We start from the raw sequence: 13,784 nt of genomic DNA, 5'->3' as shown, positions 1-13,784 counted from the left end.
CTCCGGGGCACGCGCCGCGCCGCGTGCTGGAGGTGAGCGACATGACCAGTGCCGGTGATGCGGCTCGGTCCGATGTGGCGCACCCCGGGCCGCGGCGGTTGCCACGTGCCACCTACGAACGCGAGCTCTTGCGGCTGCAAGCGGAGCTCGTGAAGCTGCAGGAATGGGTCCGGGCCGAGCGCGAGCGGCTCGTGGTGCTGTTCGAGGGGCGCGATGCGGCGGGGAAGGGCAGCACGATCAGGCGCGTCGCGGAATACCTCAACCCCCGGGTGGCCCGGATCGCCGCGCTGCCCGTCCCGACCGAGCGGGAGCGAACGCAGTGGTACTTCCAGCGCTACATCGCGCAGCTGCCCGCGGCGGGGGAAATCGTGCTGTTCGACCGGAGTTGGTACAACCGCGCCGGGGTGGAGCACGTCATGGGTTTCTGCACGGAGGACGAGCACCGGCGTTTCCTGGAGCAGTGCCCGATCTTCGAACGGCTGCTCATCGACGACGGGCTGCTGCTGCGCAAGTACTGGTTCTCGATCAGCCGCACCGAGCAGGAGCGTCGGCTGCGCAAACGCGTCGAGGACCCGATGCGCCAGTGGAAGCTCTCGCACGTGGACCTGGAGTCGGTGACCCGCTGGGACGATTACTCCCGCGCGCGGGACGAGATGCTCGCCGCGACGGACACCCCGGAATCTCCTTGGTACCTGGTGGAAAGCGAGGACAAGCGGCGTGCGCGGATCAACATGATCGCTCACCTGCTGTCGAGCGTGCCGTACCATGAGGTTCCGCGCCCCCGGGTGGACCTGCCCGCGCGGGCGGGCGCCAGCGGCTACCGGCGTCCGCCCCGCGACGCGTTCAGGTACGTGCCCGACCACGCCGCATCGCTCGGGTGATCGAGGTTTCCGCGGGCCGCGACTGGTCAGGAGTCGCCGCGGACCACGACCACGGGGCAGCGGGCGTGGTGCACGCAGTGCTGGCTGACCGAGCCGAGGAGCGCCTCGGTGAATCCGCCGTGACCGCGGCTGCCCACGACGAGCAGATCCGCGTTGGACGACTCGGCGGCGTCCAGCAGCGCCCGCGCCGGGTGCCCCTGCGCGACTTCCCTGCTGATCTCCACGTCGGAGTCGCCGGCAACATCGTTGACCACCTCGTGCAGGTGCTTGGCGGTGGTGGTGGCGAAGTCCTCGAGCCCGGGGGCTTCCCAGTTGTAGATGAGCGGAGCGTCCCAGGCCATCAGGGCGGTGATGCCGCCGTCGACCAGTCTCGCCTGCCAGACGGCCCACCGCAGGGCCGCCTTGGAAGCGGGCGAGCCGTCGACGCCGACGACGATGGTGTACCGGTGCTCGTTCATTGCGTCCTCCCAGTGCCGGCTTCCAGACCTGCGAAGCTCCCTCGCACATGAGGAGTACCCAACCTGCCGGAGATGTCAGCACCGCGTTCGTGGCCGTCCTCGGCCGCGCCGGGGATCTGCCGATCGGGCACGGAGGTGGGATCAGGCGGCCACGTCACCCGCACGGGTCGCTCAGCCAGGGGCGCGGCCCCATGCTTCGTTCACGGCGTCGACGATGTGCTGGTATCCCGTGCAGCGGCAGAGGTTTCCCGACAGCAGTTCGCGGATCGAGGCGTCGTCGGGGTGATCACCGGGGTCGGCGGCGGACAGCGTCACGACGAATCCCGGTGTGCAGAAACCGCATTGGAGTCCGTGGCAGTCCTTGAAGGCCTGTTGCATCGGGCTCAGGCCATCGTCGGGGGTGATGCCTTCCACCGTGGTGACCTCGGTGCCGTCGGCCTGCACGGCCAGGGTGATGCAGGAACGCGCGGGTTCGCCGTCGATGAGCACGGTGCAGGCGCCGCAGATGCCGTGCTCGCAACCGGCGTGGGTGCCGGTGTGGCCGAGGTCGTCGCGCAGGAAGTCCACGAGCAGCCGGCGCACCGGGACAAGGCGCTGGACCTTCCGGCCGTTGACGGTGAGCGTGATCTCGCGGTGTGCGGTGGGGTTGTCAGCCATGCGCCACCTGCTCCAGGGCTCGCTGCGCGGCCGCCTGCAGTGCGGCGCGGCGGGTTGCGGGGTCGGCGTGGAGGTCGTCGGGCGGGCTTGCGGAGTCCGCGGCGGCCCGGGCCGCCGCGTTGATGGACTCCGCGGTGAGCGCCCGCCCGCGCAGCGACTCTTCGGCTTCGGCGAGTCGTCGGACCGTGCCGCCGATGCCCAGGCCGGCCAGCCGCGCGCGGGTCACGGTCCCGTCGTCGAACTCCAGCGCCGCGGCGACTCCTGCGATGGCGAAATCGCCGGAGCGCCGGGTGATCTCGGCGAAGCCGCAGCGGGCGGTTTCGCGAATCGGCACTCGCACCTCGGTGAGGATTTCGTCGGCGGCCAGCGAAGTTTCGTAGGGCGCGAGGAACAGGTCGGTGGCGGCGATGGTGCGCCGGCCGCCGACACCGGTCACCACGACGTCGGCGTCCAGCGCGCACGCGGACGCGCACAGCTCGGCGGCCGGATCGGCGTGTGCCAGGGATCCGCCGACGGTGCCGCGGGAGCGGATCTGGTGGTGGCCGACGTGGCGCAGCGCGCGTCCGAGCAGCGGGCAGGTCTGCCGGACCAGCTGGGAGGTCTCGGCCGCCCGCTGCCGAACGCCGGCTCCGATGATCAGCACGTCGTCCTCGCGGCGCAGCTCGGTCAGCTCCGGCAGCCGGCCGATGTCGACCAGGATGCTGGGGCGGGCGAGCCGGAAGTTCATCATCGGCAGCAGACTTTGGCCGCCCGCAAGGACTTTCGCGTCCTCGTCGGAGGCGAGCAGCCGCACCGCTTCGCCGAGGGTCTCGGGGCGGGCGTAGTCGAACGGTGGGGGCTTCAAGACGCGGCCTCCTCGATCAGGCGCCGCACCGCCGACGGAGTCAGCGGGGTGGTGTCGATGTCGGCCACGCCCAGTGGTTCCAGGGCGTGCTCGACGGCGCGCACGATCGCGGCCGGCGGGCCGATGATGCCCGCCTCGCCCACGCCCTTGATGCCGAAGGGGGTTTCGGGCGCGGGACTGCTGAGCTCCTCGGTTTCGATCTCGGGGATCTCGCAGGCGGTGGGCAGCACGTAGTCCATGAACGTGGTGGCCAGCGGTTGGCCGTCGTCGTAGGGCAGCTGCTCGTAGAGCGTGCCGCCGATGCCCTGCGCGACACCGCCGTGGATCTGGCCGGCCACGGTCAGCGGGTTGATGACGCGCCCGCAGTCGTGCACCACGGCATACCGCACCACCTTCACCACCCCCGTGGCGGTGTCGACCTCGACGATCGCGGCGTGCGTGGCGTTGCTGTAGGTGGCCGAACCGTTCATCTTGCCGTCGGGCCGGGGCGCGTGGTCCATTCCGGGCGGCTCGTAGCTCGCGCGCGCGTCGAGCCCGGGTTCGACGCCCGGCGGCAGCTCGAACGTGCGGGTCAGCGCCACCCGCGCCACCTGCGCCCAGGACACCGAGCTGCCCGGGCTGCCGCGCACCTGGAACCCGCCGTCGGCCAGCTCCAGGTCGTCCGGGGCGGCTTCCAGCAGATGCGCCGCGATGTCGGTTCCCTTGCGCCGCAGCACTTCGGTGGCCCGCGCGATCGCGCCGCCGGCGACGACGGCGCTGCGACTCGCCCAGCTGCCCAGGCCGAACGGGGCGGTGTCGGTGTCGCCCATCACCACCCGCACCTGCTCGATCGGCAGGCCCAGTTCCTCGGCGACCAGGGTGGCAACCATGGTGTGCGCGCCTTGCCCCATGGCCGAGATGCCGACCGCCACGGTGACCCCGCCGTCGGCGTCGAAGCGCACGTCGGCGGAGTCCTGTCCGCTCCAGTTGCCGGTGATCGAGAACGCGCTGGCGGCGACACCTTCGATGTAGGTGGCGTAGCCGACGCCGAGGAGCGCGTCGGGTGCGGCGCGTTCGCGTTCGGCGGCCAGCAGCCGTTCGCCGATCTCGACGGCGCGATCGAAGGCCTCGCGGTGGCTCCCGGAGTCCAGCCGCGCGCCGGCGGCCGTCTCGTAGGGCAGCTCGTGCGGTTCGATGATCATCCGGCGGCGCAGTTCGAGCGGGTCGATGCCCAGTTCGCGGCCGATCTTGTCCACCAGCCGCTCGATGGCGAAAGTGCCTTCGGGCATGCCGAAACCGCGGTAGGCGCCGAGCGGGGTCTTGTTGGTGACCACGCCCTGGACCGCCACGCACTGGTGCGCAATCCGGTAGGGCCCGCACAGCGATCCGACGGCCACCAGGCTGGGACCGAATCCGGCGGGGAACATCTCGCCGGAACCGAGGTCGGTGCGGATCCGCCCGCGCAGGGCCTCGATGGTGCCGTCGTCGCGGACCGCGGCGGACAGTTCGATGCGCATGTCGCGGGCGTGGCACGCGGTGATCAGGTGCTCGTGGCGGTCCTCGATCCAGCGCACCGGGCGGCGCAGCCGCATCGCCAGCCACGGGATCACGTAGTCCTCGGTGTAGATCTCGTTCTTCTGGCCGAACCCGCCGCCGACGTCGGGCGTGATCACCCGGATGTCGCGCTCCGGCAGGCCCAGCACGGCGGACAGCATCGACCGCACCATGAAGGCGGCCTGGGTGGAGGTCCACACCGACAGCCGCCCGTCGCGGTACTCGGCCACGACGCCGCGCGGTTCCATGGGAACGGCCGCGTGGCGGTGGGTCGTGTAGGTGCCGCTGATCACGCGCAGCCGGTCGAACGCCTCGTCCACGGCCGGGTTCTCCGGGGCCAGCGACAGGAGGAGGTTGTCGTTCCACTCCGGGTAGAGCAGCGGCGCGTCCGCGGCGAGGGCCGCGTCGACGGTGTCGATGGTGGGCAGCGGTTCGAGGTCGACGTCGACGAGTTCGGCGGCGTCCTCGGCGAGGTAACGGTCGTCGGCGACCACCACCGCGAGCGGGCAGCCGACGTAGCGGACCCGGTCGCGCGCCAGCGGGAAGTGCCGAACGGGGCGGACCCAGGTCATCAGGTCCGGAACCGCGGGGATGCCGAGGTCCGAACCGCCGAACGCCGCGCACACCCCGGGCGAATCCAGCGCGGCCGACGTGGTGACGCCGCGCACCTGGGCGTGCGGGACTTCGCTGCGGACGAACGCGGCCTCCACCATGCCCGGCAGGACCACGTCGGCGACGTAGCGGCCACGCCCGGTGACCAGTCGGTCGTCCTCGATGCGCGGCACCCGGACACCCAGCAGCGTCGGGCCCGTGCTCGGCGCTGGCAGCACCATCCGGCCTCCCCGGTCACCGCGCTCGGCGGGAGCCACCCGGTCTCAGAGCCTGTTGGTGAACGAGTGGTGACGGTCATAGTCGTGATCCCCGGGGTAGCGTGCTGCAACCCCGGTTCGGGCGCAATCCACCGGATGGACGGCTCGGGTACCGACCGGGTGACCGAATCGGCCGGTGCAGGGCCCGTGAGTGTTTCCGGGTGCTATAGCACCGCAAAGTGCTCACGGGCACCTACCGCCCGATGAGATATGGATCACTAAAATTGCTGCGCCGGGGCAGTCGGGAGGGCCGCCGGTCGGGTCGATTTGGCGATGCCCGACGATTTTCGGGGCGCACCACGCCGTAGTTGCGACATATCCATACCAACCGGTAGCCAGGAAGGTGTGCTTAGCGGGGTGTTGTTGCCCCCAGGAGAGAAAGCTGCAGGAGGTCTGCTCGGTGTTCAGTCGTGTTGCGATCGTCAATCGCGGGGAAGCTGCGATGCGGCTGATCCATGCCGTGCGGGAGGTCGCGGCGGAAACCGGGGCCCGGATCGAGACCGTGGCCCTCTATACCGACGCCGACCGCACGGCCGCCTTCGTGCGCGAGGCCGATCTGAGCTACGACCTCGGCCCGGCGCACGCGCGGCCCTACCTGGACCTCGGCGTCCTGGAGCGGGCGCTGACCGAAACCGGTGCCGACGCGGCGTGGGTCGGTTGGGGGTTCGTCGCCGAGGACCCGGCGTTCGCCGAGCTCTGCCAGAAGCTGGGCGTGACCTTCATCGGGCCGAGCCCTGAGGCGATGCGCAAGCTCGGCGACAAGATCGGCGCGAAGCTGATCGCCGAGGAGGTCGGCGTCCCGGTGGCGCCGTGGAGCCGCGGTGAGGTCGCCGACCTGGACGCGGCGATCCGCAGCGCGACCGAGATCGGCTACCCGCTGATGCTGAAGGCGACCGCCGGTGGTGGCGGCCGCGGCATCCGGATGATCAACGACGAGCGGGAACTGGTCGACGCCTACGAGCGCACCCGGATGGAGGCCGAGCGCGCCTTCGGCAGCGGCGCGGTCTTCCTCGAAAGGCTGGTCACGGGTGCCCGGCATGTCGAGGTCCAGGTGATCGCCGACGGGCAGGGCACGGCGTGGGCGCTGGGGGTGCGGGACTGCTCGATCCAGCGGCGCAACCAGAAGGTCATCGAGGAATCGGCCTCCCCGGTGCTCAGCACCGAGCAGAGCGGGGAGCTCAAGGCCGCCGCCGAGCGGCTCGCCCTCGCCGTGGGCTACCAGGGCGCGGGGACCGTGGAGTTCCTCTACCACCCCGGCGAGCGGCTGTTCGCCTTCCTGGAGGTCAACACCCGCCTCCAGGTGGAGCACCCGATCACCGAGGCCACCACCGGCGTCGACCTGGTCAAGGCCCAGCTGCATGTGGCGGGCGGCGGCAAGCTGGAGGGCGAGCCGCCCGCCGAGAGCGGGCACGCCGTCGAGGCCAGGCTGAACGCCGAAGACCCGGACCGCGACTTCGCCCCGTCCCCGGGCAAGATCGTCCGCCTCGACTTCCCGGCCGGTCCCGGCATCCGGGTGGACACCGGGGTCAGCGAGGGCGACACCATTCCCGCCGACTTCGACTCGATGATCGCCAAGATCATCGCGTTCGGCCGGGACCGCGACGAGGCGCTGGGCCGGCTGCGCCGGGCGATGGCGCAGACCACGGTCATCGTCTCCGGCGGCGCGACTAACAAAAGCTTCGTGCTCGACCTGCTCGACCGGCCCGAGGTGATCGAGGCCACCGCCGACACCGGGTGGATCGACCGGGTGCGTGCGCAGGGCGAGCTCCAGGCGCACCGGCACTCCGCGATCGCGCTGGCCGCGGCCGCCATCAAGGACTACGAAGACGCCGAACTCGCCGAACGGCAGCGGTTCCTGGCCGCCGCGCACGGCGGCCGACCCCAGGCGCGCCACGAGAGCGGTCGACCGCTGGAGCTCAAGCTGCGGGGCGCCGATTACCGGGTGCAGGTGGCGCGCGTAGGTGACCAGCGGTTCCGGGTCGGCATCGCTACCGCAAACGGCGGCGACGTCCACCCCGCGGACGTCGAGGTCGAGCGGTTCGACTCGCACGCCGGGCAGATCGCGGTCAACGGGCAGCGGTTCCGGCTGGTCACCGACACCCACGGCCCCGTGCACCTGGTGGAGGTCGACGGCGTCGCCCACCGGGTCAGCCGGGACGAGGGCGGTGTGCTGCGCGCACCGGCGCCTGCCCTGGTGGTCGCCACCCCGCTGGAGGCCGGCGCCGAGGTCGAAGCCGGTGCTCCCGTGATCGTGCTGGAGAGCATGAAGATGGAGACCGTGGTGCGCGCGCCGTTCCGCGCGAAGCTGCGGGAATGCATGGTGCGGGCGGGCAGCCAGGTCGAGACCGGCGCGCCGCTGCTGCGGCTGGAACCGCTCGGCGACCAGGACGAGGCCGGCTCCGAGCAGCCCACCGGGGAAGCCGCCGCCGACCTCGCCCTGCCCCCGGGGCCGGACGGTCTCGGCGCGCAGCAGCGGGCGACCCGCGGCCAGCAGGATCTGCGCAGCCTGCTGCTCGGGTTCGACGTGGACCCGCACGACGAGCGCCGGGTGCTGACGGACTACCTGACCGCCCGGGCGGAACTCGTCGAGGCCGGGCAGCGCCCGCTCGCCGAGGAGATCGAACTGCTGGCGGTGTTCGCCGACCTCTCCGAGCTGAGCCGCAACCGGCCGGTCGGGGAGGAGACGAAGGCAGACTCGCGGGTGCACAGCCCCCGCGAGTACTTCCACACCTACCTGCAGAGCCTGGACGTCGAGCGGGCCGGGCTCTCCGAGACGTTCCAGCAGCGCCTCGTCCGGGTGCTCGGTAACTACGGGGTCCAGGAGCTGGACCGGACGCCCGAGCTGGAAGAGGCCGTCTTCCGGATCTTCCTAGCCCAGCAGCGCGCCACGACGGACGCGGCGGTGGTGACCGCCCTGCTGCGGCAGTGGCTCGCCGAGGCACCCCCGTCCGGGGCGGCTCGCCAGGCCGCGGGACTGGCGCTGGAACACCTGATCGCGGCCACCCAGCTCCGGTTCCCCGCCGTCTCCGACCTGGCCCGCACCGTGGTCTTCCGCTGGTTCGCCCAGCCCATGCTGCGGCGCAGCCGCGCGGAGGTCTACGCGGGCGTGCGCAAGCACTTGCGCCACCTCGACCAGCACCCGGACGCACCGGACCGGGCGGAGCGGATCTCCGCCATGGTCACCAGCGCCGAACCGCTGGTCCGGCTGGTCGGGCAGCGCATCGGTCGCGAGGGCACCGATCCGGCGCCGCTGCTGGAGGTGCTCACCCGCCGCTACTACGGCAACCGTGAACTCGAAGACGTCCGCACGACCCGGGTCGCGGGCTGCACGTTCGTCAGCGCCGAGCACCGGAGCGCGCACTCGCGCGTGGCGGCCACCGCGGTCGACTTCGTAGCCCTGCCCGCTGCCGTGCGGGCGTTGGGCGAACTGGGGCCGGAAGGCGAGCTGGCGCCGGAAGGCGAGCTGGTCGCCGACATCTACCTCGTCTGGGCCGATCAGCCCGAGGACACCGACGCGATGGCGGCAGAGCTGGCCGAGGTGCTCGCGGCCCAACCGCTGCCTAGCCAGGTCAGCCGCATCACCACCACCGTGGCGGGCCGCAGCGGCGCGGTGATGCACCACCACTTCACGTTCCGCCCGTCGCCGACCGGCTTCGCCGAGGAACGCCTGATCCGCGGGTTGCACCCGCGCATCGCCGAGCGGATGCAGTTGGAGCGGCTGGGCGAATTCGACCTCACCCGCCTGCCTTCGGCCGACGAGGAGGTCTATCTCTTCCGCTGCGTGGCGCCGAACAACCCCTCCGACGAGCGGTTCGTGGCGCTGGCCCAGGTGCGGGACCTGACCCCGCTCCGGGACGACGATGGCAGGCTCGTCGCGCTGCCCGCCGCGGAAGGCGTGCTCACCGCGTGCCTCGACGCGGTCCGCAAGGCGCAAGCGAAACCCGGTGCGCCCAATGGAAACAACCAGTCCGGCACCAACCGGATCACCATCTACGTGTGGCCGCCGAGCGAGCTGTCCACGGATGAGCTGAACACGATCGCGCAACGGGTGCTGCCCACGACCGCCGGTGCCGGGCTGGAGGAAGTGCTGTTCCTCGGGCGCCGGCGCGACCCGGAGACCGGCGAGCTCCGCGAATTCGCCGTGCGGATCGGCTACGACGCCGGTACCGGGATGCAGCTGTCCGCCATCGAGCCGCCGACCGAACCGATCGAGCCGCTGGACAGCTACCGCCAGAAGGTGCTGCGCGCCGCGAAGCGCGGCACGGCCTACCCGTACGAGCTGACCGGCATGCTCGCCGGGCCCGGCGGCACGTTCGTCGAGCACGACCTCGACGAGACCGGCGTGCTGGCGCCGGTGGACCGCCCGAAGGGCAAGAACTCGGCGGCCATCGTCGCCGGCGTCGTCAGCACGCCGACCGAGCTCCATCCCGAGGGAGTGACCCGGGTGGTGCTGCTGGGCGATCCGACCAAGGCGCTCGGCGCGCTGTCGGAACCGGAGTGCTCGCGCGTGATCGCAGCCCTGGACCTGGCCGAACGGCTGCAGGTGCCGCTGGAGTGGTTCGCGCTGTCGGCGGGTGCCCGGATCTCGATGGATTCCGGCACGGAGAACATGGACTGGGTGGCCGCCGCGCTCAAGCGGATCGTCCAGTTCACCCAGGACGGCGGCGAGATCAACATCGTGGTGGCGGGGATCAACGTCGGCGCCCAGCCGTACTGGAACGCCGAGGCCACGATGCTCATGCACACCAAGGGAATCCTGGTGATGACGCCGGATTCGGCGATGGTGCTGACCGGCAAGCAGTCGCTGGACTTCTCCGGCGGCGTGTCGGCCGAGGACAACTTCGGCATCGGCGGCTACGACCGGGTGATGGGGCCGAACGGCCAGGCCCAGTACTGGGCACCGAACCTCGGTGCCGCGCGTGACGTGCTGATGACGCACTACGACCACACCTACGTCGTCCCGGGCGAGTCCGCGCCGCGGCGGGCCGGCACCACCGACCCGCACGACCGGGACATCTCCGGTTTCCCGCACGCGTTGGCGGGCAGCGACTTCACCACGGTGGGCGAGATCTTCGCCGCGGCGAGCAACCCGGACCGCAAGAAGTCCTTCGACATCCGCACGGTGCTGCGGGCGGTCGCCGACCAGGACCACCCCGTTCTGGAGCGCTGGGCCGGGATGGCCGACGCGGACACCGCGGTCGTGCAGGACGCGCACCTCGGCGGCTGGCCGGTGTGCCTGCTCGGGATCGAATCTCAGCCGGTGGCACGCCGCGGTTTCCCGCCCACCGACGGGCCGGACTCCTACACCGCCGGCACGTTGTTCCCGCGCTCGTCGAAGAAGGCGGCGCGGGCGATCAACGCGGCCAGCGGGAACCGGCCGCTCGTGGTGCTGGCGAACCTGTCCGGGTTCGACGGCTCGCCGGAGTCGATGCGGAAGCTGCAGCTGGAGTACGGCGCCGAAATCGGCCGGGCCATCGTGAACTTCCGCGGCCCGATCGTGTTCTGCGTGATCTCCAGGTACCACGGCGGCGCCTTCGTGGTGTTCTCCAAGGCCCTGAACCCGAACATGACGGTGCTCGCCGTGGAGGGTTCTTTCGCCTCGGTGATCGGCGGCGCGCCGGCGGCCGCGGTGGTCTTCGCGGGCGAGGTCAACGCGCGGACGGCGAACGACCCCGCGGTGCGCGAGCTCGAAGAGCTCGTCGCCGAGGCACACGGCAGCACCGAGCGGGCGACGCTGAACCTGAAGCTGGCCGATGTCCGGGCGGCGGTGCGCGCGGAGAAGCTCAGCGACGTGGCGGCGGAGTTCGACCGGGTGCACAGCATCCAGCGGGCCGTAGCGGTCGGGTCGGTCGACGCGATCGTCCGCGCCGACGAACTGCGGCCGCGGATCATCGATGCCATCGAGCGCGGAATGCGCCGCGGGTGACGAATCGTGAGTGCGAAAGCCGGTTCTTGCCGGCTTTCGCACTCACGACCGGTCCCGCGGTCTTCTTGCTGGAGGCGTTCGACACCTTGCGCCCGAGCACCACGAAATGTTCCTGACTGCGCATCGGCCGGGTGGACGACGAGGAGTTGTCGCGTATCGAAGACCCCCTCATGCCGCAAGTTCCATTGAAATCGAAGGTGCGATTTCAATGGAAATCGAAGGTGCGATTTCAATGGAAATCGAAGGTGCGATTTCAATGGAAATCGAAGGTCCGGTTTCAATGGAAATTGCGCAGCGCGGGGGTCCGCATGGCGAAGTACCGGCAGCGGATCGAGGACATCGCCGACGAACTGCTGGACGAGGCGATCGAGCGCGGCAGCTTCGACCTGCTCCGCGACTGCGCCGGCCTGCTGCCGCTCCGGGTGAGCTGCGACCTGCTCGGACTGTCCCAAGTGGACGCCGGCCGGTTTGGGCGCCACCAAGCCGTGATGCACCGCGTGACGTCGGTGGTCCGCGGCCTGGCCTCGTTCCCGGTCGTCCCGGGCAAGATCGATAAGTGCCTGAACTACCCCGTCAATCATCCGAGCCGTAGTGCGCGGCGATGTCTTCGGAGCTGGCCCACCGGCTGTAGGTGGGTCCCTGCGGCCAGCCCTCGGGCGAGTCTTGCCACTCCTCCTGCCGCCCGTACGGCAGCAGGTCGATCAGCGCGAAGGTGTGGCTGATCTGCTCGGTGCCGCGGCCGTTGGTGTGCCAGGTGCGATAAACGGTATCGCCGTCGCGCAGGAACACGTTGACGGCGAATCCTCCACCGGGTGGTGCGCCGACGTCGGTGCCGAATGAGCTGTTCGCGGTGGAGTACCAGGCCATCTTGTTCCCGACCCGCCGCTTGTAGGCGAGCGCCTCGTCGATCGGTCCTTGCGTGACGATGACGAACCGGGCGTCCCAGTTCTCCAGGAACTCCAACCGGGTGAACTGCGAGGTGAACCCGGTGCAGCCGGGGCACTGCCACTGCTTCCCGGGGGACCACATGTGGTTGTAGACGATCAGCTGCGACATGCCCCCGAAAATGTCTGCCAGCCGGACCGGTCCCTGCTCGCCCTCGAGGGTGTAGTCGGGCATCTCGACCATCGGCATGCGGCGGCGCTGGGCGGCGATCGCATCGAGTTCTCGGGTCGCGGCCTTCTCCCGGGCGCGCAAGGCATCGAGTTGGCGCTGCCAGGTGTGGGCATCGACGACGGGAGGTAGTGCGTTGGGGCTCATGGGTTCTCTCCTTGATCACGCTCACCGCTTGCGGTTCGCAGGTATAGACCCCGTCCGGGCGCCGAACTCATCGGCCCTGTTTTCTGAAATGCGGATACAGCTCATGCGCCCGCTGCATCGAGGTGTGGCACTTGACCGTGCTCGTGCGGTGTCGCCGGGAAATCCGTTGCGCCCTCCGAGGCGGCGAACGTCGCACGAGATGCCGGAGGCGTGGCGGTCACCGAACCCGATGCGCGCGCTGCTGGACCCCGAGGCAACCCGGCCCCTGGTGTGGCCGGGGCTCAACGCGTCGCGGACCGAGAAGCAGAAGCCGGCGCCGTACTGGCGCGGGCGCGGGGCCGGCGGCAGCTCGGCGATCAACGGGCAGATCGCGATCCGTCCGCCGGTGGAGGACTTCGAGGACTGGGCCCGAGCGGGATGCACCGGCTGGGCGCGCGAGGACGTGTTGCCCTACTTCGCGAAGCTGGAGGACGACGAGGAGTTCGGCGACGCCCCGTACCACGGCCGCGGCGGTCCGATCCCGATCTACCGGACACCGGAGGCGGAGTGGGGAGCGGTGGACGCGGCGCTGGCCCGGGCGGCCCGCGCCGCCGGGTACGGCTGGGCCGCGGACGTGAACGCCCCTGGCGCGACCGGAATTTCGCCGTACCCCATCAATTCGCGCCTGGGCCGTCGGGTGTCGACCAACGACGCCTACCTGGATCCCGCCCGTGACCTGCCCAACCTGGTGGTCCGGGGCGACGCGGTGGTCGACCGCGTCCTGGTCTCCGGTGGGCGGGCCACCGGTGTCCGGGTGCTCGTGGACGGTGCGATGACCGATGAGCACGCGGACCTCGTCGTGCTGAGCGCGGGCGCGAGCCACACGCCGTCGATCCTGCTGCGCTCCGGCATCGGCCCGGCCGGGCAGCTGCGTTCGCTGGGCATCGACGTGCTGCGGGACCTGCCGGTCGGCCAGGGCCTGCAGGACCACCCGGTGGTCTTCGTCGGCATCCCGCTGAACGAGGAATCGGCGATGCGCACGCCCGACGATCGGCACACGAACGTCTGCATCCGCTACACCAGCGACGCTCGAAGAGCTGGCCGGCTCGACGCTGCTGCACACCGACTACAACCCGTTGAACGTCCTTATCGACAAGGCAGGCGCGGCGCACCTCATCGATTGGGCGTGGCCTACGCGGGGCGCGGCGTTCATCGACCCGTGCGTCCTGGTGTACCGGCTGATCGCCGACGGGCACACGTCCGCCAGCGCGGAAGCGTGGGTCGCCGACACGCCCGCGTGGACCGCCGCGTCGGCGGAGGCGGTCGACGTCTTCGCCCGCGCTAACGCCCGCGTGTGGGAACAGATCGCCCGCGACG

At 70.9% G+C, this 13,784-nt stretch carries 8 protein-coding genes; 3 read left to right on the top strand and 5 right to left on the bottom strand.

The annotated features are described in order from the left end of the window. Nucleotides 1–41: 41 nt before the first annotated feature. The gene (gene ppk2, locus FDZ84_RS00470) at nucleotides 42–881 is read left to right on the top strand and encodes a polyphosphate kinase 2 (RefSeq protein ID WP_168584214.1); all 840 of its coding nucleotides are present in this window, start codon (nucleotides 42–44) and stop codon (nucleotides 879–881) included. Nucleotides 882–907: 26 nt separating this feature from the next. On the opposite strand, the gene FDZ84_RS00465 is transcribed toward ppk2, so the two are convergent. From FDZ84_RS00465 to FDZ84_RS00450, 4 genes are all read right to left on the bottom strand, one after another. Beyond that, nucleotides 908–1,339 (bottom strand): universal stress protein, encoded by a 432-nt coding sequence (locus FDZ84_RS00465; protein ID WP_168584213.1) that lies wholly within the window; start codon nucleotides 1,337–1,339, stop codon nucleotides 908–910. A 171-nt stretch (nucleotides 1,340–1,510) separates the two neighbouring features. Next, nucleotides 1,511–1,996 carry a (2Fe-2S)-binding protein gene (locus FDZ84_RS00460; protein WP_168584212.1) on the bottom strand — a complete coding sequence of 162 codons (486 nt, stop codon included), beginning with the start codon at nucleotides 1,994–1,996 and terminating at the stop codon, nucleotides 1,511–1,513. Further along, entirely contained in the window at nucleotides 1,989–2,840 is an 852-nt protein-coding gene (locus tag FDZ84_RS00455) for a xanthine dehydrogenase family protein subunit M (protein WP_168584211.1), read from the bottom strand. The genes FDZ84_RS00460 and FDZ84_RS00455 overlap by 8 nt, the downstream gene beginning before the upstream one ends. Next, nucleotides 2,837–5,206, bottom strand: coding sequence for a xanthine dehydrogenase family protein molybdopterin-binding subunit (locus tag FDZ84_RS00450; RefSeq protein ID WP_168584210.1), 2,370 nt, complete (start codon nucleotides 5,204–5,206; stop codon nucleotides 2,837–2,839). Before FDZ84_RS00450 ends, FDZ84_RS00455 begins: the two co-directional genes overlap by 4 nt. A 436-nt stretch (nucleotides 5,207–5,642) precedes the next feature. Here FDZ84_RS00450 and FDZ84_RS00445 point away from each other — a divergent pair, with 436 nt between their 5' ends. Further along, entirely contained in the window at nucleotides 5,643–11,168 is a 5,526-nt protein-coding gene (locus FDZ84_RS00445) for a biotin carboxylase N-terminal domain-containing protein (protein WP_168584209.1), read from the top strand. 573 nt (nucleotides 11,169–11,741) lie between these two features. Here the strand turns inward: FDZ84_RS00445 and FDZ84_RS00440 are convergent. Then, nucleotides 11,742–12,428 carry a DUF899 family protein gene (locus FDZ84_RS00440; protein ID WP_168584208.1) on the bottom strand — a complete coding sequence of 229 codons (687 nt, stop codon included), beginning with the start codon at nucleotides 12,426–12,428 and terminating at the stop codon, nucleotides 11,742–11,744. A 199-nt stretch (nucleotides 12,429–12,627) separates the two neighbouring features. Between FDZ84_RS00440 and FDZ84_RS00435 the strand changes: the two genes are divergently transcribed. Then, the gene (locus FDZ84_RS00435; protein ID WP_246868711.1) at nucleotides 12,628–13,752 is read left to right on the top strand and encodes a GMC family oxidoreductase; all 1,125 of its coding nucleotides are present in this window, start codon (nucleotides 12,628–12,630) and stop codon (nucleotides 13,750–13,752) included. Nucleotides 13,753–13,784: the final 32 nt, after the last annotated feature.

The sequence above is a fragment of the Saccharopolyspora sp. ASAGF58 genome, from assembly GCF_012277335.1.
Taxonomy (GTDB): domain Bacteria; phylum Actinomycetota; class Actinomycetes; order Mycobacteriales; family Pseudonocardiaceae; genus Saccharopolyspora; species Saccharopolyspora hattusasensis.
The sequence above is the reverse complement of the archived record's forward strand: the minus strand, read 5'-3'. Positions and strand labels throughout refer to the sequence as shown.

What these genes read in the sequence shown, in the direction of transcription:
- ppk2 (WP_168584214.1), top strand. Translation starts at nt 42, where the DNA reads ATGACCAGTGCCGGTGATGCGGCTCGGTCCGATGTGGCGCACCCCGGG.
- FDZ84_RS00465 (WP_168584213.1), bottom strand. Translation starts at nt 1,339, where the DNA reads ATGAACGAGCACCGGTACACCATCGTCGTCGGCGTCGACGGCTCGCCC.
- FDZ84_RS00460 (WP_168584212.1), bottom strand. Translation starts at nt 1,996, where the DNA reads ATGGCTGACAACCCCACCGCACACCGCGAGATCACGCTCACCGTCAAC.
- FDZ84_RS00450 (WP_168584210.1), bottom strand. Translation starts at nt 5,206, where the DNA reads ATGGTGCTGCCAGCGCCGAGCACGGGCCCGACGCTGCTGGGTGTCCGG.
- FDZ84_RS00440 (WP_168584208.1), bottom strand. Translation starts at nt 12,428, where the DNA reads ATGAGCCCCAACGCACTACCTCCCGTCGTCGATGCCCACACCTGGCAG.
- FDZ84_RS00435 (WP_246868711.1), top strand. Translation starts at nt 12,628, where the DNA reads ATGCCGGAGGCGTGGCGGTCACCGAACCCGATGCGCGCGCTGCTGGAC.